This is a genomic window from Zoogloea sp. (genome assembly GCF_041904905.1).
Taxonomy (GTDB): domain Bacteria; phylum Pseudomonadota; class Gammaproteobacteria; order Burkholderiales; family Rhodocyclaceae; genus Zoogloea.
Genome location: NZ_JAYRMI010000068.1, coordinates 1 through 21,472 on the forward strand (window position 1 = coordinate 1; position 21,472 = coordinate 21,472).

Annotated in this window: 24 protein-coding genes; 12 read left to right on the forward strand and 12 right to left on the reverse strand. The window is 64.6% G+C overall.

Going from position 1 to position 21,472, the window contains the following annotated elements; genetic code table 11:
* Both ACE3N6_RS15690 and pdxH read left to right on the forward strand, forming a co-directional pair.
* On the forward strand, positions 1-1,060 hold a 1,060-nt coding region (locus ACE3N6_RS15690), incomplete at its 5' end, for an ATP-binding protein (RefSeq protein WP_374246724.1).
* Positions 1,061-1,074: 14 nt separating this feature from the next.
* Positions 1,075-1,719 carry a pyridoxamine 5'-phosphate oxidase gene (gene pdxH, locus ACE3N6_RS15695; RefSeq protein WP_374246725.1) on the forward strand — a complete coding sequence of 215 codons (645 nt, stop codon included), beginning with the start codon at positions 1,075-1,077 and terminating at the stop codon, positions 1,717-1,719.
* 19 nt (positions 1,720-1,738) lie between these two features.
* Here the strand turns inward: pdxH and ACE3N6_RS15700 are convergent, their stop codons facing one another.
* From ACE3N6_RS15700 to ACE3N6_RS15730, 7 genes are all read right to left on the reverse strand, one after another.
* Positions 1,739-2,374: an FMN-binding negative transcriptional regulator gene (locus tag ACE3N6_RS15700; RefSeq protein ID WP_374246726.1), complete on the reverse strand. Its 636-nt coding sequence runs from the start codon at positions 2,372-2,374 to the stop codon at positions 1,739-1,741.
* A 74-nt stretch (positions 2,375-2,448) separates the two neighbouring features.
* On the reverse strand, positions 2,449-2,880 hold the full coding sequence (locus ACE3N6_RS15705; protein ID WP_374246727.1) for an oxidoreductase: 432 nt from the start codon (positions 2,878-2,880) through the stop codon (positions 2,449-2,451).
* A 27-nt stretch (positions 2,881-2,907) separates the two neighbouring features.
* Entirely contained in the window at positions 2,908-3,624 is a 717-nt protein-coding gene (locus ACE3N6_RS15710; protein ID WP_374246728.1) for a thiopurine S-methyltransferase, read from the reverse strand.
* A gap of 242 nt (positions 3,625-3,866) precedes the next feature.
* Positions 3,867-4,346 carry a cytochrome c5 family protein gene (locus ACE3N6_RS15715; RefSeq protein ID WP_374246729.1) on the reverse strand — a complete coding sequence of 160 codons (480 nt, stop codon included), beginning with the start codon at positions 4,344-4,346 and terminating at the stop codon, positions 3,867-3,869.
* A gap of 111 nt (positions 4,347-4,457) precedes the next feature.
* The gene (locus tag ACE3N6_RS15720; RefSeq protein ID WP_374246730.1) at positions 4,458-4,652 is read right to left on the reverse strand and encodes a hypothetical protein; all 195 of its coding nucleotides are present in this window, start codon (positions 4,650-4,652) and stop codon (positions 4,458-4,460) included.
* 12 nt (positions 4,653-4,664) lie between these two features.
* Positions 4,665-4,820: a hypothetical protein gene (locus tag ACE3N6_RS15725; RefSeq protein ID WP_374246731.1), complete on the reverse strand. Its 156-nt coding sequence runs from the start codon at positions 4,818-4,820 to the stop codon at positions 4,665-4,667.
* Positions 4,821-5,361: 541 nt separating this feature from the next.
* Entirely contained in the window at positions 5,362-5,838 is a 477-nt protein-coding gene (locus ACE3N6_RS15730) for a hypothetical protein (protein WP_374246732.1), read from the reverse strand.
* A gap of 640 nt (positions 5,839-6,478) precedes the next feature.
* On the opposite strand from ACE3N6_RS15730, the gene ACE3N6_RS15735 reads away from it, so the two are divergent.
* Together ACE3N6_RS15735 and ACE3N6_RS15740 are read left to right on the forward strand one after the other, a co-directional pair.
* Positions 6,479-7,264 (forward strand): DUF3825 domain-containing protein, encoded by a 786-nt coding sequence (locus tag ACE3N6_RS15735; RefSeq protein WP_374246733.1) that lies wholly within the window; start codon positions 6,479-6,481, stop codon positions 7,262-7,264.
* Between the two features lie 97 nt (positions 7,265-7,361).
* On the forward strand, positions 7,362-8,216 hold the full coding sequence (locus ACE3N6_RS15740; protein WP_374246734.1) for a restriction endonuclease: 855 nt from the start codon (positions 7,362-7,364) through the stop codon (positions 8,214-8,216).
* Between the two features lie 184 nt (positions 8,217-8,400).
* Here the strand turns inward: ACE3N6_RS15740 and ACE3N6_RS15745 are convergent, their stop codons facing one another.
* From ACE3N6_RS15745 to dnaA, 4 genes are all read right to left on the reverse strand, one after another.
* Complete coding sequence (locus ACE3N6_RS15745; RefSeq protein WP_374246735.1) at positions 8,401-9,405, reverse strand: virulence RhuM family protein; 1,005 nt, start codon at positions 9,403-9,405, stop codon at positions 8,401-8,403.
* Between the two features lie 117 nt (positions 9,406-9,522).
* Positions 9,523-11,991, reverse strand: coding sequence for a DNA topoisomerase (ATP-hydrolyzing) subunit B (gene gyrB / locus ACE3N6_RS15750; protein WP_374246736.1), 2,469 nt, complete (start codon positions 11,989-11,991; stop codon positions 9,523-9,525).
* Between the two features lie 147 nt (positions 11,992-12,138).
* Positions 12,139-13,245, reverse strand: coding sequence for a DNA polymerase III subunit beta (gene dnaN / locus ACE3N6_RS15755; RefSeq protein WP_374246737.1), 1,107 nt, complete (start codon positions 13,243-13,245; stop codon positions 12,139-12,141).
* 80 nt (positions 13,246-13,325) lie between these two features.
* Complete coding sequence (gene dnaA, locus ACE3N6_RS15760; protein WP_374246738.1) at positions 13,326-14,783, reverse strand: chromosomal replication initiator protein DnaA; 1,458 nt, start codon at positions 14,781-14,783, stop codon at positions 13,326-13,328.
* A gap of 273 nt (positions 14,784-15,056) precedes the next feature.
* Between dnaA and rpmH the strand changes: the two genes are divergently transcribed.
* The 8 genes from rpmH to ACE3N6_RS15800 all read left to right on the forward strand — a co-directional run bounded on the left by rpmH (position 15,057) and on the right by ACE3N6_RS15800 (position 21,148).
* On the forward strand, positions 15,057-15,191 hold the full coding sequence (gene rpmH, locus ACE3N6_RS15765; protein ID WP_079434516.1) for a 50S ribosomal protein L34: 135 nt from the start codon (positions 15,057-15,059) through the stop codon (positions 15,189-15,191).
* 100 nt (positions 15,192-15,291) lie between these two features.
* Positions 15,292-15,612 carry a ribonuclease P protein component gene (gene rnpA / locus ACE3N6_RS15770; RefSeq protein ID WP_374246739.1) on the forward strand — a complete coding sequence of 107 codons (321 nt, stop codon included), beginning with the start codon at positions 15,292-15,294 and terminating at the stop codon, positions 15,610-15,612.
* Between the two features lie 10 nt (positions 15,613-15,622).
* Positions 15,623-15,832 carry a membrane protein insertion efficiency factor YidD gene (gene yidD, locus ACE3N6_RS15775; RefSeq protein ID WP_374246740.1) on the forward strand — a complete coding sequence of 70 codons (210 nt, stop codon included), beginning with the start codon at positions 15,623-15,625 and terminating at the stop codon, positions 15,830-15,832.
* 47 nt (positions 15,833-15,879) lie between these two features.
* The gene (yidC, locus tag ACE3N6_RS15780; protein WP_374246741.1) at positions 15,880-17,517 is read left to right on the forward strand and encodes a membrane protein insertase YidC; all 1,638 of its coding nucleotides are present in this window, start codon (positions 15,880-15,882) and stop codon (positions 17,515-17,517) included.
* Positions 17,498-18,844, forward strand: coding sequence for a tRNA uridine-5-carboxymethylaminomethyl(34) synthesis GTPase MnmE (gene mnmE, locus ACE3N6_RS15785; protein WP_374246742.1), 1,347 nt, complete (start codon positions 17,498-17,500; stop codon positions 18,842-18,844). The genes yidC and mnmE overlap by 20 nt, the downstream gene beginning before the upstream one ends.
* A gap of 345 nt (positions 18,845-19,189) precedes the next feature.
* A complete protein-coding gene (locus ACE3N6_RS15790) occupies positions 19,190-20,512 on the forward strand; it encodes a tyrosine-type recombinase/integrase (RefSeq protein ID WP_374246743.1) in 1,323 nt (440 codons plus the stop codon).
* Positions 20,513-20,548: 36 nt separating this feature from the next.
* Positions 20,549-20,827 (forward strand): type II toxin-antitoxin system RelE/ParE family toxin, encoded by a 279-nt coding sequence (locus ACE3N6_RS15795; RefSeq protein WP_374246744.1) that lies wholly within the window; start codon positions 20,549-20,551, stop codon positions 20,825-20,827.
* Positions 20,828-20,839: 12 nt separating this feature from the next.
* The gene (locus tag ACE3N6_RS15800) at positions 20,840-21,148 is read left to right on the forward strand and encodes a HigA family addiction module antitoxin (protein WP_374246745.1); all 309 of its coding nucleotides are present in this window, start codon (positions 20,840-20,842) and stop codon (positions 21,146-21,148) included.
* A gap of 93 nt (positions 21,149-21,241) precedes the next feature.
* On the opposite strand, the gene ACE3N6_RS15805 is transcribed toward ACE3N6_RS15800, so the two are convergent.
* Positions 21,242-21,472: hypothetical protein (locus ACE3N6_RS15805; protein ID WP_374246746.1), on the reverse strand; the 231-nt coding region annotated here is incomplete at its 5' end.

Sequence of the window (21,472 nt, forward strand, 5' to 3'; positions counted from 1 at the left end):
CCAGGCCGACCTGGACGCCCAGCTCGCCCGCGCCGCCGACGCCGCCCAAGCCCTCGCCCGCCTGCCCGCCGCGCCCCCCGACGCGCCCCCCGCCGCGCCCCCCGCCGTGGCCACCGCCGAAGCCACCGAAGACGCCGCCCGCCGCGAAGCCGACACCCTCGCCGCGCGCCTCGCCCAGGCCCAGACCGACGCCGCCACCGCCGACGCCGCCCACGCCGCCGCCCGCCGCGAAGCCGCCGCCGCCCAGGCCCTGCTCGACGCCCCCGAGCGCGCCGGCATCCTGGCCCGCGCCCGCACCGACCTCATCGACACCCAGGCCGCCCAAGCCACCCTCGCCAGCCGCATCGACACCCTCGCCCGCCAGATCGACGCCGCCCGCCCCGACGTGCTGCGCCAGGACGTGGAGCGCTTCACCCGCAGCGCCGAACGCCTCGAAGCCGACCACGCCCGACGCCGCGACGCCCTGCTCCGCCTCGACGTGGAACTCCAGACCGCCGGCGCCCTGGGGCTCGACGAACAGCGCGCCGAAGTCGCCCGCGACCTCGCCCAGGCCCAGCGCCGCCGCGCCGAACTCGCCCGCCGCGCCGCCGCCCTCGACCACCTGCTGGGCCTGCTGCAGGCCCGCCGGCAAGCCCTCACCCGGCGCCTCCAGGCCCCCCTCAAGCGCCACCTCGACCACTACCTCCACCTGCTGTTTCCCCACGCCAGCCTGGAGATCGACGACCGCCTGCAGCCCGGCGCCCTCACCCGCCGCAGCCCCGACGGCGCCGGCCACGAGACCGGCCCCTTCGACGCCCTCAGCTTCGGCGCCCGCGAACAGATGGGCATCGTCAGCCGCCTCGCCTACGCCGACCTGCTCAAGGAAGCCGGCCGCCCCACCCTCCTCATCCTCGACGACGCCCTGGTCCACACCGACGCCGAACGCCTCGCCCAGATGAAGCGCATCCTCTTCGACGCCGCCACCCGCCACCAGATCCTGCTGTTCAGCTGCCACCCCGAAGACTGGCGCGATCTGGGCGTGGCGCCGCGGGCCATCGCCACCCTCCAACCCGCACCTTAACCGGAGCCCACCCCATGACCGACACGCCCAAGCTGGCCGACCTGCGCAAAAGCTACGAACACGGCAGCCTCGACGAAGACCAGGTGGCCACCGAACCCCTGGCCCAGTTCACCGCCTGGCTCGACGAAGCCCTCGCCCGCGGCCTGCCCGAACCCAACGCCATGACCCTCGCCACCGTCGGCGAAGACGGCCGCCCCGCCACCCGGGTCGTCCTCATCAAGGGCTGCGACGCCCGCGGCATCGTGTGGTTCTCCAACTACGCCAGCCGCAAGGGCCGCGAGCTGGCGCACCAGCCCTTCGCGGCGCTGCAGTTTCACTGGGTAGAGCTGGAACGGGTGGTGCGCATCGAAGGGCGCGTCGAGAAAGTGTCGGACGAAGAATCCGACGCCTACTTCGCCAGCCGGCCGCTCACCCACCGCATCGGCGCCTGGGCCTCGCCCCAGAGCGAGCCCATCCCCGGACGCGGCACCATCGTCGCCCGGGCCGCAGAGTTCGGCCTCAAGTTCGGCCTCAACCCGCCCCGCCCGCCCCACTGGGGCGGCTACCGGCTGGTGCCGGACTACTGGGAGTTCTGGCAGGGCCGCGCATCGCGCCTGCACGACCGCATCGCCTACCGGCTGCAGGGCGGCCAGTGGCACACGCTGCGGCTGGCGCCCTGAAGGCCCAAGCCCGGCCGGCTTACAGGCGGCGCTTCACCGCCTCAGCCAGCGCCGCGTCGCGGTGGGGATCGGCGGCATCCGCCAGCCCCGCCGCCACGCCGGCCCGGTCTTCGGCGGCGCGGTTCTGGCTCATCTTCCACTTGCCCTCGACGCGCGCGATGGGGATCTCGATGCCGACGATGGCCTTCATCTGTGCGGCGATGAACGCCGCCGGGGCGTCATCCACCGCCCACGGCTCGGGGCGGCAACCCTCCTGAAGCCGGGTGAGGTCGTCGAGCTGGCGGCGCAGCCACCCGGCGTCCTCCACCACCGCCGGCCGCCCCCAGGCGTGCACGGTGGCGTAGTTCCAGGTGGGCACCACCTTGCCGGTGGCCGCCTTGGTGGCGTACCACGCGGGGGTCACGTAACCCTCTTCGCCCTGAAACACCACCAGACATTCGTCCAACCCGGCCAGCTCGCGCCAGTGGGGGTTGGCCCGCGCCACGTGAGCGCGCAGCACGCCGTGCCCGCCTTCGTCCGGGTAGATCAGGAAGGGCACGGGCGACGCCATCAGCCCGCCCGGCCCATGGGTGACGAGCAGCGCCAGCGGATGGGCGCGCATCAGCGCGTGCAGGGTTGCCGGGGTGGTTTCGCGGAAGGCGGGCGGGATGTACATGGCGGGCAGGCGGAGGATCGGCGGAGGAGCCGATCCTCCCACAACGCCCCCATGGCCGGGAAGCCCCGGTCGGCTCAGTCGCCGGCGCCGCCTTTGGTGGCGCGGATCAGCCCGATCAGGTCGTGGGGCTGGCCGCGCACCAGCTTCAGCAGCTCGGCCCGCGCCCGGTCGTGCGCCACCCCGTCGGCTACCAGCTTGTCGAGCAGCTCGCCAAAGCGCTGGCGCCGCTTCAGCCCGTTGGGCGACTGATCGCGGCGGTCATAGAAAACCTCCAGCAAGGTCGACCCGCACACGCAGTTGCGGAACACCTCCACAATCGCGCTGCCGTCGTCGTCCAGGCTCTGCTTGAGCCCCGAATGGTCGGCCCGCACCTGACGGGTGGCCGCCAGAAACTCCGCCGCGTCGGCATAGGCCTGCCCGCAGTTGCGGCACACCTTCGGAAACGTCGCCTCCTCCAGCGCCTGCAGGCTGCGGAAGAGGTCTTCGTGGGAATACCGCAGGCTCATGCTCCATCCCCCTCGCCAAAGTCAGGCTTATCGGCAGCCCGCGCCCGGGGTTGACGCACGCGCATCGACCGCCGCAGCCCCGCGCGGCGTGAGCACATACGCCTTCTGGGCCACCCGCGCCAGGGTGGGCGCGCCCGGCCCCGGCAACGCCTCCAGCGCACACTCGGCGCTCATCGACGCCACCTCGAACAGCGCCCCGTAAAGCCCCACGATCTCCGGCGACGCGGCCAGCACCTCCTCGTCCGTCTCGCCCTCCTCGGCATCCTCGGTGGTGAGCAGCAGGATCCGGCAATCCGCCGGCACGATGGCCCGCAGGTGCGCCAGATACGCCGCCCGCAGGCCCTCCGGCAAGGCGGTGAGCGACGCCCGGTCGTAGATCGCCTTCACGTCGCCCAGATCGGCGGCGCACAGATCGAAGAAATCCCCGCAGTGGATCGCCAGCCGGCCGCTGCGCCAGCGGGTGAAGGCCCCCTGACGGTGGCGCGCCGGCTGCAGGCGGCTCTCCTTGAAGAAAGCCCGGACGGCGATGGGGCTCAACTCCACCCCGATCACCTCGTGGCCCTGCTGGTGCAACCACAGCAGATCGCGGCTCTTGCCGCACAAGGGCACGAAGATCCGGTCCGACGCCGCCAGCCCCAGCGTGGGCCACAGCCGGATCAGCAGCGGATTGACCGCCGCCTGATGAAAATCGATCGCTCGATCCCGCCAGCACTGCTGCCAGCGCTCGTTGTCGCCGTCGGGCATGACGCACCGTCCTTTCGGGGGGTTGAATGGACGGCATCGCGCGTCCACGGGGTTCCCCGCTGCCCTACCGGCGGAGCGAATCCTGGCACCGGCACCCGCCTTCCAGGCGCCGATTGGCGTTGGCGCCCCATAGGGCGGATCGATCTGGCACACGCCAGCGCACCCCATGGTGCACTGCATCGTCGGTCCAGTATGGCCCCGCCCCCACCAAAAGGAAACGTGAATCGGGCCAGCCCGCCGGCCTATCGGCCCCCAGCCCGGTGCAGGGCCTCGCGCTGGCGACGCAGATCGCGCTTCGCCGCCTCCGCCTCGCGGATGAACAAGTCCATCCGCCGCTCCGCCTCCTTCAAGACGCGGCGCATGGTGGCGGCGTCCGGGTCCTTCCAGTCGGCCCCCGACTGGTTCGCCATGAACACCACCCCCCGGGCAAACTCGGTCAGGGTGAGATCGGGGTTGCCCCCCTTCGGCGGCATCGCCCGCAGGCCCACCCAGGCATGGCCCGAGAGCATCGGCAGCCCCTCGGCGATCAGCGGCGCCCAGGCCGCCCGGTCGCCCACCCGGGGCGCCCGCGCCACGCCCGGTTCGTGGCACGCAAAACAGGTCTCCCGATACACCTGCTCGCCGCTGCGCAGGCCGGGCTGCGCCCCCGCCGGCAACGCCGCCGCCAAGGCCAGCCCCGCCAGCACGGGACGCAGGACAGAACGAATGGGGGTGGCAAACATGAACGCTCCTTCAGCGATGCCGGGCTCCCCGTGCCGCCGGCACGAGCGATGCAGAAATCATTACGCGTATCGTATCAAAAACCGAAACCATCATGCCATTCGCCTTACCCGTTACGGCGCAGGGCGAGCTGGCCGCCCGCCTGAACCGCACAGACGCCAACCCGGGCCGAAAGCGCTCAGGTTGGCGCCGAACCGCTTCAAGTTCAAGCTCAAAACACTCCGCTTCGAGATGAACTTGTTCAGGTCGATGCCGAAAAAGTTCAAGTCTGAGGTGAGCCGGTTCAGGTCGAAGGTGAACTGGTTCATGTCTGAGGTGAACTAGTTCAAGTCAAAGCTGAACTGGTTCATGTCCGAGGTGAACTGGTTCAGGTCAAAGCTGAACTGGTTCATGTCTGAGGTGAACTGGTTCAGGTCAAAGCCGAACTGGTTCATGTCTGAGGTGAACCGGTTCGGGTCAAAGCCGAACTGGTTCATGTCCGAGGTGAACTAGTTCAAGTCAAAGCTGAACTGGTTCATGTCCGAGGTGAACTAGTTCAAGTCAAAGCCGAACTGGTTCATGTCCGAGGTGAACTAGTTCAAGTCAAAGCTGAACTGGTTCATGTCCGAGGTGAACTAGTTCAAGTCAAAGCTGAACTGGTTCATGTCCGAGGTGAACCGGTTCGGGTCAAAGCTGAACTGGTTCATGTCCGAGGTGAACTAGTTCAAGTCAAAGCCGAACTGGTTCATGTCCGAGGTGAACTAGTTCAAGTCAAAGCTGAACTGGTTCATGTCCGAGGTGAACCGGTTCAGGTCAAAGCTGAACTGGTTCATGTCCGAGGTGAACTAGTTCAAGTCAAAGCCGAACTGGTTCATGTCCGAGGTGAACTAGTTCAAGTCAAAGCCGAACTGGTTCATGTCCGAGGTGAACCGGTTCGGGTCAAAGCCGAACCCGTTCATGTCCGAGCTGAACCGATGCCGGTGCCCCCGCCACCCCAACGGCCGGCGACACCGCCGGCCGCCATCGGACAGCCCCGGCTCACTTAGCGGTGTCGTCTCCGCCGCCCTTGCGCCGACCCTGCCCCGCAAAACGCACCGCCGCCTGGGCCGACAACTCATCCAGCACCCCACCCTTGCCCGCCGCCTTGGCAAAGCGGTAACCGTCCAGCGCCGCCCGGTAGATGTCGCTGCCCAGCGCCATCTCGGTATCCTCCGACCGCCTCGCCAGCACCGCCAGGCGCGCAAACACCGGCCGCAACTGGTCCAGCGCCTTGAGATCGGCCGAAAACTCCCGCAGGCTGAAAGTGCCCGGCAGAATCTCCGGGCTCAGCGACAGCACGTCATGCGCCTTGCGCGCAAACATCTCCGACTTCGGCCCCATCTTCGTCAGCTCGACCCGCTCATCCACCGACAACGAGATCAAGCCATCCAGATGCGTCTCCAGCACCCCCAGCGCCCCCCTCACCGCCTCCAGCTGCTCGTCCGACAACTCAAGCGAAACCAGATTCTGCGACATGCTCCACTCCTCGATTAAGTGACGTTAATATGTCAAACGCAAACAAACGCGCACCCCGGATTCTCGACGGGCAGAACGAAGATGTCAAACGGTTTTGCGGAATGGGTATCTCGGAACCCGGACCAGACAACTCGACCTCACCCCCGGTGACACCAAAAGCTCGGGCCACGCGGACCGAACTCGCCCCCCCCGGACCGCCGCCGCGTGACGGCGCGGATACACCGGAGCACGGAGCACGAAAAAGTGGGGCTGCTACTGCCTGACCACACTCAGGAAACGCGTTGATCTCCACTCGCAGACGGCAGTCAGGATCGCAACACCCGGACAAAGACCAAGGTCATGCTGAAGCGGTAGAATGAGGGCAATCGGCCAGGAGCGGCCGGTCGCCGCTCGGTCCGGATAACGGCCATTCGGGCGAGGTGGTAGGCTGTTGGCCTGCGCGCCACTTGAATTGGATCATCCTACTATGCCGTCGGCTGCTGCTTTCCCTGCCGTGTTATTTTGCGTTGTGCTTAGTTTGCGTTTTTGAACAATAACTTGCCGGCCGCATTATCCGGCATTCCGATGTTACGCGGCAGAACTGTCGCCCTAGAACAAAGTTAGGGGGATGAATGGCCCATTTTCTACTCAGGGAGCAATGATGGATAAGAACAAGCCTTACGACTTCCCGGAGCTGTTTCGCTACTTTGTGATGATGCCCAAGTTCGATGATAACATCGAACTTCTCGCGTCGTTGGCAGAGCCGGAGGATTGGGACTACAAGTCCACCGCATCTCCCCATTCAAAGCCCATTCTCCACAATTACATCAAGTACACATACAAGCGGGTGGCCGAGGAGAAGAAGATCACGGTTACGTCCGACGAAGAGCTTGCTTGTTGGAACACTGGGCTAATCACAAGCAAACAAGAGCCACTGTTCGCTCTCTTCGAACGAAACAAGCTCGATAGCTGCACCCAGTACTGGCACTTCTGGAAATTCGCCCGAAAGGGCGAGGGGGATCTCAACAAATTCCCTTCTCTGCCCGAAATGGCCCACTACTTCGATGATCCATCGGTATTGGTCTTCGACACTCGAAAGGAACTTAGAGTCAACGTCGAACACATCATCGAAGACAACCTTGATCGATTTCCTGACAGACTGAAGGACATGAGTTCGTTTGGCCTTCAGAACTTGGTCAAGGGAGCCATCGACACCGCTTCGGAACGAGTAAAGAGGAATTACAAGACTGCCATTCCTCAGTACTACCAAGGGTCCATTCAACTCCTGCTGCCGCTCACGCTTCTTGATCCATCGCGTGCCGATTTGGCCCTTGTAGTCGAGCGGTTTAGCGACTTCTATCGAGGCGCTACCTGTCTCACGCTCGATATGGCCTACAACAATGCCAGGCAACTCGCAAGGCCAGACCGTGATTGGCTCACCCCCTAACATTTCGTTCCAGGGGACCGCCGGCAAGCTGCGCTTGCCGGTTCGATCCGGGCTTCGCCCTCCGCCGGCCCCTGAACTCGAACGCTAGGTTTCAGCGATGCCCACCATAACCGCTCAACAGTTGCGAGATATTGTCGGCGAGGTTATAGCGCCAACGGTTTCCCTGCATCGTGGGTCGCGAGAGGCTGGAGATGATAAGTACATCAAGCCCGAAGGTGCAGAACCAACTGACGAAGAGATAACGGACTTCTTACTGAGCAATCCAATTCTCGATAGCGAAACTGTTTCGCAGTTGACTGACCCTGGCCTTCTTGGCTTTCTTGGTAGCACAGCGGTTGCATCCGAAGCTTGGATCGAAGAGTTTCGATCGAACGTCACTGATTGGGCCGGCACGCAAGAGTGGTTGGCTGCAGATTTAGTCTTCTATCACGTTATCGACATGCTTGGTCTCCCAAATCCCGAGCGAGAGATATGGAAGCCAAATACATCGCTCGTTACTGCACATGCATTCCTTGCCAACTCACCCAATCATCTATTGCTTGCTGAAAGGCTGTTGCGAGATGGGCGGCTGCTAAGCGAAATGGGGTGGAGGGAATTTGAGAAGCTCATTGGGGAGCTTCTACAGACGCACGGTTGGAATGTCACCGTTATGCGGGGTACAAAAGACGGTGGAATAGATGTGTTGGCGGAGAGGATTGATCCCGTTCTTGGGGGACTCAAGGCTATTTGGCAAGCCAAGAAGTACGCGAATGATCGCAAGGTTCAGCTTAGCCATTTGCGGGAGCTTTCGGCAGTGGTAGAGCGTGAACGCGCAACTAAGGGAGTAATCGTTACAACAAGCGCTTTAACGCGAGGTGCCATTGATTGGGTCCAGCGCGATACTTATCGTCTCGAAGCAAAAGACGGTTCTTACGTCGAGAAATGGGTAAAGAGCCGTCTGTATGAAACCTAACCCTGCAATCCACCGGACCTGCGCGAAAGGCCGCGCAGCCGAGTAGGTCGGATTAGCGCAGCGTAACCCGACGTTCTCTGGGTGCTCCCATAGAGCCATTCCCTCCGTGGTACTCCCACGCGGCTTGTTGCAGGTGGCCTCAAGTACGCGGGGGATCGCTCCGGCGATGTCGGGTTACGCTGCGCTAACCCGACCTACCTGAACGCCCTTTCATCGTCTTTTCCAGCCCTTCCAGCATCCGCAGGTCTTCGGCATCGGCGGCCAGTGCGTCGGCGTGGCGGCGCTGCGTGTCGAAAAGGTCGTAGCGCTCGTGGGCAGCGGCGCTGGCCTGGTCGGCCGAGCGCGTGCCGGCGCCTTGAAGGACGGGGTAGTCGTTGAACTCAAGCAGGCGGTCCACGTTGTTGCGCCAGTAGTCGAGGGTGAGTTGCTGCTTCTGCCTGACGCGCAGTTCGGCCTGTTCGAGGAAGATCACGACGAGGCGGTTGAGGGTATCCACTTCGTCGGCGGTGAGGTAGTTCTTGGCGACGATCACGTCCTGCTTGCGGACGCGGTTGCCGCTCCAGGTGGTGAGGCCCATGTTGGGGGCGTCGGCGCTGGCGCGGTCGATGATGATCTCGGCGGCGGTCTTTTGGGTGACGGCGTACAGCAGCTTGTTCTGCACTTCGGCAAAGAAGAGCTGGGCGGCCGCGTCGGCGCTGCGATAGTCGGCGCTCAGGCTGAAGAGGTCGCGCACCTTCTGGTAGAAGCGCTTTTCGGACGCCCGGATTTCCCGGATGCGGGCCAGCAGTTCGTCGAAGTAATCCCACCCGCCGGGGTTCTTGAGGCGTTCGTCGTCCAGGACGAAACCCTTGACCAGATATTCGGCGAGATAGGTGGTGGCCCACTGGCGGAACTGGGTGCCGCGTACGCCTTTTACGCGATAGCCGACGGCCAGGATCATTTCGAGGCGGTAGCGCTTGGTGCGGTAGCGCTTGCCATCCGCGGCAGTTATTAAGGATTCCTTAATAACTGAATCCGCGCTCAACTCACCTTCCTTCAGGATGTTGCGGATGTGGATGTTGGCGTTGGGAACGGTGGTGGCAAACAGCTCCGCAATTTCGGCCTGACTGAGCCAGATGCTGCCATCCTCGGCCCTGAGCTTGAGCTGGGCTGTACCGTCGTCGGTCTGGTAGAGGATCAGTTCGCTCATTGGCCTTCTCCCTGGGCGGATGGGGCAAGGGATTGCCGCCCCCCAAAAGCAGAAAGAGGCCGGGGAGCCTCTTTCTGGGATTGCTTCGATCAGTGCGGGGTGTTCAACGCAGGAACGTCACACATCCAGATTCCGCGCGTACAGCGCGTTCTCTTCGATGAACGCCCGGCGGGGTTCGACGTTGTCGCCCATGAGCGTGGCGAAGATTTCGTCGGCGGCGATGGCGTCGTCGATCTGCACCTTGAGCAGGCGGCGGACGGCCGGGTCCATGGTGGTTTCCCAGAGCTGCTCGGGGTTCATTTCGCCGAGACCTTTGTAACGCTGCTTGGAGATGCCGCGTTCGACTTCGGAGAGCATCCAGCCGATGGCGTCGGCGAAGCTGGTGACGGCTTGCTGCTTTTCGCCACGGCGCATGATGGCGCCGGGCTGGACGAGGCCGGAGATGGATTCGGTGGCCTGGCGGATGGTGCGCCAGTCGCCGGAGCGCAGGAAGTCGCCGTCGATCTGGCTGACCTTGCGGTTGCCGTGGTGCATGCGGGCCAGATCGAGGGTCCAGGCTTCGGTGGCTTCGTTGTAGGCGGCTTCGATGGTGATGTCGGCGCCCACGGCGGCCTGCAGGCGGGCGGCGGAGTCGCGGGTGGCGGTTTCGTCATCCACCGAGAGGGGCAGGTCGTTGGCGAGCAGGGCGTGCAGGACGTCGGAGTCGATCCAGTCGGAGAGGCGGCGGATCACGCCTTCGGCGAGCAGGTAGGTGCGGGCGAGGCCGGCGAGGGCTTCGTCGCGGATGGCTTCGGCGCCTTCGCGGGGGGTGAGGGCGGCGCCTTCAAGGCCGAGCTTGAGCAGGTGGGCGTTTAGCTCGGTGTCGTCCTTGATGTACATCTCGTTCTTGCCGTGCTTGATCTTGTAGAGCGGCGGCTGGGCGATGTAGATGTGGCCGCGCTCGACGAGTTCGCGCATCTGGCGGTAGAAGAAGGTGAGCAGGAGGGTGCGGATGTGCGCGCCGTCCACGTCCGCGTCGGTCATCAGGATGATGCGGTGGTAGCGGAGCTTTTCGGGCTTGAAGTCGTCGGCGCCGATGCTGGTGCCCAGCGCGGTGATGAGGGTGGTGATCTGCTCGGAGCTGATGAGCTTGTCGAAGCGGGCGCGCTCGACGTTGAGCACCTTGCCGCGCAGGGGGAGGATCGCCTGGAACTTGCGGTCGCGGCCCTGCTTGGCGGAGCCGCCTGCGGAGTCGCCCTCGACGATGTAGATCTCGCACAGGGCGGGGTCTTTTTCCTGGCAGTCGGCGAGCTTGCCGGGCAGGCCGACGCCGTCGAGCACGCCCTTGCGGCGGGTCATCTCGCGGGCGCGGCGGGCGGCTTCGCGAGCGCGGGAGGCTTCGACGATCTTGCCGCAAATCGTTTTGGCGTCGATGGGGCGCTCGAGGAGGAAGTCGGCGAGCTTTTGCGCGACGACTTCTTCAACCGCCGGGCGGGCTTCGCCGGAGACGAGCTTCATCTTGGTCTGGGAGGCGAACTTGGGGTCGGGCATCTTGACCGACAGCACGCAGGCGAGGCCCTCGCGCATGTCGTCGCCGGAGATGTCGACCTTGGCCTTCTTGGCGATCTCGTTTTCTTCGATGTACTTGTTGATGACGCGGGTCATCGCGGCGCGCAGGCCGGTGAGGTGGGTGCCGCCGTCCGCCTGGGGGATGTTGTTGGTGAAGCAGAGCACCTGTTCGGCGTAGCTGTCGTTCCACTGCATGGCCACTTCGACGGTGATGGGCACGCCGTTCTGGATGGATTCGCCGCTGGAGTGGAAGACGGTGGGGTGGAGCACCGACTTGGCGCGGTTGATGTAATCCACAAAGCCGGCCACGCCGCCGGCGAAGGCGAAGTCTTCTTCCTTGCCGGTGCGCTGGTCTACAAGGCGGATCTTGACGCCGTTGTTGAGGAAGGAGAGTTCGCGCAGGCGCTTGGCGAGGATTTCGTAGTGGTATTCGACGGTGCCGAAGATCTCTTCGTCGGCGAGGTAGTGCACCTTGGTGCCGCGCTTGGTGGTGTCGCCGACGATCTTGAGGGGGCTGGTCTCGATGCCGTCGACGACTTCGATGACGCGATCCACGGCGTGGCCGCGGTTGAACTCCATGAAGTGCTTGTGGCCGTCGCGGGCGACGGTGAGGCGCAGCCACTTGGAGAGGGCATTGACGCAGGAGACGCCCACCCCGTGCAGGCCGCCGGAGACCTTGTAGCTGTTCTGGTTGAACTTGCCGCCGGCGTGGAGCACGCACATCACGATTTCGGCGGCGGAGCGCTTGGGTTCGTGCTTGTCGTCCATCTTGACGCCGACCGGGATGCCGCGGCCGTTGTCGGACACCGAGATGGAGTTGTCGGCGTGGATGGTGATGACGATATCGTCGCAGTGGCCGGCGAGGGCTTCGTCGATGGCGTTATCGACCACTTCGAAGACCATGTGGTGCAGGCCGGTGCCGTCGGAGGTGTCGCCGATGTACATCCCGGGCCGCTTGCGTACGGCCTCCAGCCCTTCGAGCTGCTGGATGCTGGATTCGTCGTAGTTGTCGGCGGGGTTTTGCGGCGTATCGGACATGGCGTTCTCGGTTTAGCGGGTGAAGCATTGGGTGCCAGGCATCGGGGGTGAGGGCGCGGTGCCGGCATTGGCCAGCCCACACGAACCTCCTCACGCCTTCCTCCTCACTCCTCACGGTGGTTCCCCGGCTGCGGCCGGGGAGCCGCCTCAGATTCTCATCGGCATCACGACGTACTTGAAGTCGGCGTTGTCGGCGAGGCCGAACAGGGCGCTGGCGTTGCCGTCGTTGAAGCGGATCTCGATCTCGTTGGCGGAGACGTTGGTGAGCACGTCGAGCAGATAGGTGACGTTGAAGCCGATGTCGAGCGAATCGCCGCTGTAGTCGACTTCGAGTTCTTCCTGGGCTTCTTCCTGCTCGGCGTTGGTGGAGACGAGCTTGAGGCTGCCTTCGGAGAGCATCAGGCGCACGCCGCGGAACTTCTCGTTGGTGAGGATGGCGGCGCGCTGCAGGGCTTGCAGCAGGGCCAGACGGCTGGCCTTGACGAGCTTGGGGTGGCCCTGGGGGATGACCCGCTCGTAGTCGGGGAACTTGCCGTCGATGAGCTTGGAGATGAGTTCGATGTTGCCGAAGCGGAAGACGATCTGGTTGCCCACCAGGGTGACTTCGAGGGGGTCGTCGGAATCGGAGAGCTGACGGGCCAGCTCGACGACGGTCTTGCGGGGCAGGATCACGTCGGTGCGGGCGTAGTCGCCCACCAGCGGAGAGGCGGCGTAGGCGAGGCGGTGGCCGTCGGTGGCGACCATGCGCAGCAGGTTGCCGGCGACCACCAGCAAGAGGCCGTTGAGGTAGTAGCGGATGTCCTGCTGGGCCATGGCGTACTGGACCAGGGCGAGCTGCTTCTTGAAGGCCTTTTGGGTGGTGGTGAACTGCACGCCTTCGCCTTCGGGCGGGGACAGGCGGGGGTAGTCGGCGGCGGGGAGCGTCTGGAGCTGGAAGCGGCTCTTGCCGGCCTTGAGGGTGATCCGCTTGTCGTCGAGGGTGAGGCTGACCTCGGCGGCGTCGGGCAGGGCGCGCAGGATGTCCTGCAGCTTGCGGGCGCCCACGGTGATGGCGGCATCTTCGCCGCCGACGGTGGCGGTGGTGCTGTTGCGGATCTGGATCTCGATGTCGGTGACCAGCAGGGTCAGCGCGTCGCCCTTCTTCTCGATGAGGACGTTGGAGAGGATGGGCAGGGTGTGGCGTTTCTCGACGATGCCGGACACCGACTGGAGCGGGACAAGGAGGGCATCGCGGGGCGCGGTGAAGAGCAGCATGGGTCAGGTCTCCGTATCGTTGTTCAGGGGTCGGGCGGGGCGGGCGCGCCCTGGCATGTCAATCATGGGGGGATGAGGTTTCAGCCACGCAGCACCTGGGTGAGCACGTGCAGGTCGTGGTTGAGCTGGGTGTCGGACAGGCGCAGCTCGGCGATGGTGCGGCAGGCGTGCAGCACGGTGGTGTGGTCGCGCCCCCCGAAGGCTTCGCCGATGGCCGGCAGGCTCATGGGGGTGAGATCCTTGGCCAGGAACATCGCCACCTGACGCGGCCGGGCGATCACGCGCGTACGCTTCTTCGAGTGCATGTCGGCGACCTTGATCTTGTAGTAGTCGGCAACCGTTTTCTGGATGAACTCGGCGGTGAGCTGGCGGTTGTGGGCGTTGAGGAGATCCTTCAGGGCCTCCTTGGCCACCTCCAGCGTCACTTCGCGGCCGTGGAAACGGGCGAAGGCCAGCACCTTCTTGAGCGCGCCTTCGAGCTCGCGCACGTTGGAACGCAGGTTTTTGGCGATCAGGAAGGCCACGTCGTCGTCGAGCTGGATGCGCTCGACCTCGGCCTTCTTCTTGAGGATGGCGACCCGCATCTCAAGCTCGGGCGGCTCGATCTGCACGGTGAGGCCCCAGTCGAAGCGGGAGATCAGGCGATCCTCGAGGCCCTGGACGTCCTTCGGGTAGGTGTCGCTGGTGATGATGATCTGCTTCTTGGCCTCGGTGAGGGCGTTGAAGGCGTGGAAGAACTCTTCCTGGGTCCGGTTCTTGTTATTGAAGAACTGGATGTCGTCGATGATGAGCACGTCCAGCGAACGGTAGTAGCGCTTGAAGACGTCGAAGGATTTCTGCTGGTAGGCGCGAACCACGTCGGCGTAGTAGTCCTCGGCGTGCACGTAGCGGATCACCTTGCGGGGGTCGTGGCGGAAGACGTGGTTGCCCAGGGCGTGGATCAGGTGGGTCTTGCCCAGGCCCACGCCGCCGTAGATGAACAGCGGGTTGTAGGAGACGCCCGGGTTCTGGGCCACCTGCAGCGCCGCGGCGCGGGCCAGATCGTTGGCGCGGCCGGTGACCAGGGTGTCGAAGGTGAAATCGGGGTTGAGGCGGGATTTCTCGTAGTTGGCGGCCTCGGCGCTCACCGGCGCCTCGGGCATCACCGGGCGGACGACCGGCGCCGGCGCCGCAGCCATCGGCGAAGCCGCAGCGGGGGCAGCGGGCGCTGCGCCAGCGACCATCGACGACGGTGGCGGCGACGCCGCACGCCGCGGACCACCGGCCGGAGCCAGCCCGACCTCGATCGTGGGCACGCCGCCAAAATAGGCTTCGCCCAGCTCCTCGATGCGCCGCAGGTAGCGGTCGCGCAGCCACTGGCGGTGGAAGTTGGACGGCGCGACCAGACGCACGCCGGCCAGATCCTCGCCTTGCAGCTCTTCAACGCGCAGGGGAAGTATCCAGGTCTTGAACTGCTGGGCGGGCAACTCCTGCTCCAGGCAGTTCAGGCAATGCGTCCAGAATGCGGCGCACTGGGACGTTGATGAGGCTTCTGACACGATGTTCGGGTGGACTGTTTCGACGGCGGGAGGCGCGCCGTTTCTCGTTCTGGGTGAAACCCCGGGCGGATTCCAGGGCTGGCCCGAGCGGCGCGCAGGATCGCCGGACCAAACCTCCATTGTACCCCCGCACAGAAAAGTTATCCACAGCTTGCAGGTCGCCCAAACCACCCGCCGCCGCCCTCCCGAAACGCCCCTGCGCGAAACCTACTTGACAAACAGAGGGTTAACGTATGAAATTACGCGTTTGACTCAACTTTCCGGGCACGCAAAATGAAACGCACCTACCAACCGTCCGTCGTCCGTCGCAAGCGCACCCACGGCTTCCTGGTCCGCATGGCCACCCGTGGCGGTCGCAAGGTCATCGCCGCTCGTCGCGCCAAGGGCCGTCATCGTCTCGCCGTCTAAGGCCGCCGAGGCAAGCCCGGTCACCGCGGCAGCTTCCACCGCCTGCAGCCATGCGGCAGCGGAAGCCCCGACCCCGGCAGGATTCGGCTTCGACTCGTCATTGCGACTGCACAAAACGGATGAATTTTCATCCGTTTTTGCTTTTCGGCGGGTGTTTCGCGGCGCCCGCTTCGCACTGCACTACAGCCCGAACCCCGCCGGCACCGCACGCCTCGGTCTGGTCGTCGCCAAGAAGCTCGCCAAGCGGGCGGTGCAGCGCAATCTCGTCAAGCGCATCGGGCGCGACGTGTTCCGTCACGCCCATGCAAGCTTGCCGCCCTACGATCTGGTGTTACGATTGTCGGCCAGGCTCGACGGTGTGACGAGGCGTGAAATGCGTGAAGAGATGATCGGTCTGCTCGGTCGCCTGCCCAGAAAGTGAAGGCAGCGCCATGAAAGCCGTCCTCCTCGCCCTGCTGCGCTGCTATCGTTACGCCATCAGCCCGATGCTCGGACGCAACTGCCGCTTCGTGCCGTCCTGCTCCGAGTACGCCATCGAAGCCGTCCAGCGCCACGGCGCACTGAAAGGCGGCTGGCTGGCAACGCGACGCGTGTGCCGCTGCCACCCCTTCAGTGGCGGCGGCTACGATCCCGTACCCTGAGCCGTCCGCCACCGACCTCCGCCCAACCCTTCCTGACTCATACTCCGATGGATAACCGTCGCCTGATCCTCCTTCTCGTCTTCTCCTTCTCCCTGGTCATGCTGTGGGACGGGTGGCAAAGACACTCTAATCCCAAGGTGGAAGCGCCCGCCGCCGGCCAGACCGCCGGCGTGCCCACGCCGACGCCATCGGCCACCGCCGGCGCCGCCGCGGTGCCGGGTCAGCCCGCGGCAACGCCAGCCGCCGCCGCAGCCCCGAAGGCCGTCATCCGCACCGACGTGCTGGTGGCGGAGATCTCCGCCCAGGGCGGCGACATCGTCCGGCTCGAACTCACCCAGCACAAGGACACCGAAGACCGCAGCCGCAACTACGTGCTCTTCGACAACGGCGAGAAGCACCACTACGCCGCCCAGACCGGCCTGATCGGCAACGGCCTGCCCAACCACAAGACCCTCTTCAACCTCGGCGCCCAGAACCTCGAGCTGAAGGACGGCGAAGACGCGGTCACCCTGCGCCTGGACGCGCCGGCCACCGCCGACGGCATCAAGGTCGCCAAGCTCATCACCTTCCACCGGGGCAGCTACCAGGCCGAGGTGAGCTACGAGATCGGCAACGGCAGCGGCGCCCCCATCGCCCCCCACGCCTACTTCCAGTTCACCCGTGATGGCAAGCCGGCCGAACAGCCCGGCGGCTTTGGCGTGCAGACCTTCACCGGCCCGGCCTTCTACACCGAAGCCGACAAGTACCAGAAGGTCAGCTTCGAGGACATCGCCGCCAAGAAGGCCAAGTTCGTCACCAAGACCGCCGACGGTTGGGCCGCGATGGTCCAGCACTACTTCGTCGCCGGCTGGGCCCCCACGGCGGGCGAGCGCGAGTTCTTCGCCAACCAGGTCAGCTCCGACCTCTACTCCGCCGGCGTGATCCTGCCGGTGGCCGCCATCGCCCCGGGCCAGACCGGCACGCTGTCGGTGCCGCTGTACGCCGGCCCGCAGGAGCAGAGCCGCCTCGAGAAATTCGCCAAGGGCTTCGATCTGGTGGTCGACTACGGCTGGCTCACCATCATCGCCGCCCCGCTGTTCTGGGTGCTCGAGTGGTTCCACAAACTCACCGGCAATTGGGGCTGGGCCATCATCCTGGTCACCATCGCCCTGAAGGCCGTGTTCTTCCCGCTGTCCGCCGCCAGCTACAAGTCGATGGCCAAGATGAAGACCCTTGGCCCGCGTCTGCAGCGCATGAAGGAGCAGTACGGCGACGACAAGATGAAAATGCAGCAGGCGATGATGGACCTCTACAAGCGCGAGAAGGTCAATCCGCTGGGCGGCTGCCTGCCCATCCTCATCCAGATCCCGGTGTTCATCGCCCTCTACTGGGTGCTGCTGGGCGTCGTCGAGATGCGCGGTGCGCCCTGGCTGGGCTGGATCCAGGATCTGTCGGTGAAGGATCCGTTCTACATCCTGCCGCTCATCATGGGCGCCACCAGCTTCATCCAGACCAAGCTCAACCCGGCGCCGCCCGATCCGATCCAGGCCAAGGTGATGATGATGATGCCCATCCTGTTCACCTTCATGTTCCTGTGGTTCCCGGCCGGTCTGGTGCTCTACTGGGTGGTCAACAACACCCTGTCGATCCTCCAGCAATGGCAGATCAACCGGATGATCGAAGCCGGTGGCAAAACCGCCGAGTGACATCATCGCCGCGATTGCCACCGCCCCCGGGCGCGGTGGCATCGGGGTGGTCCGGATTTCCGGGCCCAAGCTCTCCAGCCTTGCCGCCACCCTCGGCGGCAAGGTGCCCGAGGCCCGCATGGCCAGCTTTACCCGCTTTCGCGGCGCGGATGACGGGCTGATCGACGAAGGCCTCCTCCTCTACTTCCCGGCCCCCAACTCCTTCACCGGCGAAGACGTCATCGAACTCCAGGGCCACGGCGGCCCGGTGGTCATGCAGCTGCTGCTGGCCCGCTGTCTAGACCTGGGCGCCCGCCTCGCCGAACCCGGCGAGTTCACCCGCCGCGCCTTCCTCAACGGCAAGCTCGATCTGGCCCAGGCCGAAAGTGTCGCCGATCTCATCGAAGCCTCCACCGCCGCCGCCGCCCGTTCGGCCGTGCGCTCCCTCACCGGCAGCTTCTCGAAGGAAGTCCACGCCATCGTCGAACGCCTGATCGATCTGCGCATGCTCGTCGAGGCCACCCTGGATTTTCCGGACGAGGACGTGGACTTCCTCGTCGAAGCTCGCGCCTTCGAACGCGTCCAGGCCATCGGCGGCGAACTCGAAGCCCTCCTCGACCGCGCCGCTCAAGGCAGCCTGTTGCGCAACGGCCTGCATGTGGTGCTGGTCGGTCAGCCCAACGTCGGCAAATCCAGCCTGCTCAACCGCCTCGCCGGCATCGATCGCGCCATCGTCACCGACATCGCCGGCACCACCCGCGACGCCCTGCGCGAAACCATTCAGATCGAAGGCATCCCGCTCCACATCACCGACACCGCCGGCCTGCGCGACACCACCGACGAAGTCGAGAAGATCGGCATCGCCCGCACCTGGCAGGAGATCGAACGCGCCGACGTGATCGTGCGTCTGGTGGACGTGCGCGCCGGGCTCACCGACGCCGACGCCGCCATCGACGCCCGCCTCCCCTCCGGGGTCGAGCGCATCACCGTCTTCAACAAGCTGGATCTCGCCGGCGGCGAGGCCCGGCGCACCGAAGCCGACGGCGCCATCAGCCTCTACCTCTCCGCCAAGGCCGGCCTGGGCGTGGACCTGCTACGCGCGGAGCTGCTGCGCGTGGCCGGCTGGCATCGCCACGGCGAGGACGTCATCCTCGCCCGCGAACGCCACCTCATCGCCCTACGCGAAGCCCTCGCCTGCATCCGCCGCGCCCTCGACAACCGCCACGCGCTGGAACTGATGGCCGAGGAACTCCGCCTCGCCCAGGAAGCGGTAGGTGAGATCACCGGCGAGTTCACCCCCGACGACCTGCTGGGCGTGATCTTCTCGCGCTTCTGCATCGGAAAATAACTTAGATTCCGGCATGTTCCGAAGCCGTCCGCCAAACCTCTCGAAGCCCGCGTAACTGCGGGCTTTTTTGTTCCTGAGCATGCTTGTATGTTCCGGGGGAAGCCGGTAAATTGTGTGCCCAAAGGTGTGCCCTTGATCGTTTCTGGTGTGCCCAACACGGTGAAAATCGTGTGCCCAATCATGCATTTCAGGCCCGGAGAAATCACGTTTTTCGGGCCACTTGGGCGGAACGAGATCGGCTGAAATCCTTGCCCATCAAGGCTTCCAGCGTGTGTGCCCTGGACTTTTAGGTGTGCCCATGGATCGGCTCAAAACCTTGGGCACACGGGCTAGAAAGGTTGAATCATGGCGCTGACGGATACCAAACTGCGAAACCTGAAACCTCGCGACAAGGCCTATCAGGAGGCCGACGAGGGCGGACTGTTCGTGGATGTTCAGCCAGGCGGAACCAAGGCTTTCCGCCTCCGCTACCGGATCGGCGGACGCGGCAGCAAGCAGGAAAAGGTTTCCCTTGGGGAGTACCCCGGCTTCTCCCTGGCTGAGGCCCGCGCATGGCGAGAGGACTGCAAGGTGCTCGTGAAGCGCGGCCTGTCGCCGATGGCGTTGAAGCGCGGTGATCCCATCCCCGACGACGCCACGCCCGAAGTGAAGGAAATCGCCCAAGCCTTTCTGAAGAACTGGTGCTGGCGGGCCGTGGAGAAGGCAAAAGCCAAGGAAGCCGAAGCCCTGACCGTGACGACGGTCGAGGCCTTCGCCCGCCACTGGTACGCCGAGATTGCCGAGCCGTCCAACACGAACCCGCGCAACATCAAGCGCATTCTCGAGAAGGACGTGATCCCGGCAATCGGCAGCAAGCAGGTCAGTGAGGTGACCGTTTCCGACGTGCTGACCATCACGGACAAGATCAAGGCCCGCGGCGCCGACCAGATGGCCCTGCAGACGCGCAATGTCCTGAAGCGCCTTTTCGCCTATGCCATCGCCCGCGAGAAGACGACCTTCAACCCAGCGGCAGCAGTCGAGGCCCGATTCGTCGCCACCGCCAAGAGCCGCGATGTCGCCCTGACTTCGGACGAGCTCGGCCGGCTGCTGCGGGCGATCTACCAATCGTCCATGAAACGAGCTCACAAGCTGGCGCTACACCTGTTGATCCTGTGCATGGTTCGCAAGTCCGAGCTGATCGAAGCGAGGTGGGAGGAAATCGATCTGGACAAGGCGGAATGGGCCATTCCCGGAGAGCGGATGAAGAAGGACAAGCCGCACCTGGTTCCCCTCTCCCGCCAGGCCGCGGCGATGTTCGAGGAGTTGAAGGGCCTCGCGAGCGGATCCGAGTGGATCTTCCCCAGCCGCGGCAACCTGAAGAAGCCGATTGCCAAGAGCACCCTGAACGTGGCCGTCCGCACCCTGGATCACGACATTCAGGACTTCGTGATTCACGACTTCCGGCGCACCGCATCAACCCACCTGCACGAAGCGGGCTTCAATTCCGACTGGATCGAGAAGGCCCTTGCCCATGAGACCAAGGGCGTCCGCGGTGTCTATAACCGGGCCCAGTACATGGAACAGCGGCGCGAGATGCTTCAGTGGTGGGCGGACTTCGTCAATGCGCAGATCGAGGAAGGCCGGAAGGTGGTGATCGGGCAGTTTGGGAAAAACCATGAGGCCGCCTAAACGCCGTTGCAATGCGAAACGCTACGCTATACACTCATGATCAAGAGCTTTGAACACAAGGGGCTGGAAGCCTTCTTTGAAACCGGAAGCAAAGCGGGGATTCAGCCCCACCACGCACCGAAGTTAGCCCGCCAGCTGGCGCGCCTGCACGCAGCGAAGGCTTCAGAGGACATGAACCTGCCGGGCTGGCGTCTGCATCCGCTTCAAGGCGAATTGGCGGGCCATTTTTCGGTGACGGTGAATGGTAACTGGCGCCTGACCTTCCGTTTTGATGGAAGTGACGCGGTTCTGGTCGATTACCAGGACTACCACTGACAAGGATTCAACATGACGACGATGTTCAACCCGCCCCACCCAGGTGAAACACTGCGCGAGGACGTGCTGCCGGCGCTGGGGCTGACCGTGACCCAAGCTGCCGAACAACTCGGCGTGACCCGTGCTGCGCTATCCCGCGTGCTCAACGGCCGCGCGGCCATCTCCCCCGAGATGGCGCTGCGCCTCGAAGGCTGGCTGGGCGTGGAGAACGGCGGCAGCGCCGATGCCTGGATCGCGCAACAAGCCGCTTACGACCTCTGGAAAGCCCGTGTCGCCGGTGCGCCTGTGGTGAAGCGGGCGCCGGAGTGCCTGGCTGCCTGACCGAGTTTTACCGCCGCCGGACGGCCTCCGGCAAAGAAGCGGGCCGAACGGATGTTGGCGCATCCGCCGGCCCTGACCAAAACGTGATAGGAGTCACATTATGGCTACCAAAAAGTTTAGCGGACGTTCGATTTCGATGGGTTCTGTTTCGTCCGTGTTCAACAAAATAAACAAAACGAACCAGCGCGTTGAGTTGGCTGGAGCCTGTCCGAATTTTTGTGTTTGAGGCATAACGTAGTCCCAGAAAGGAATGGTTATGCCAAGGAAGAAACAGAAGTTACCGCTGCCACCCGTAGCCGTGTTGCCGGAAGGCGCGCAGCAGTG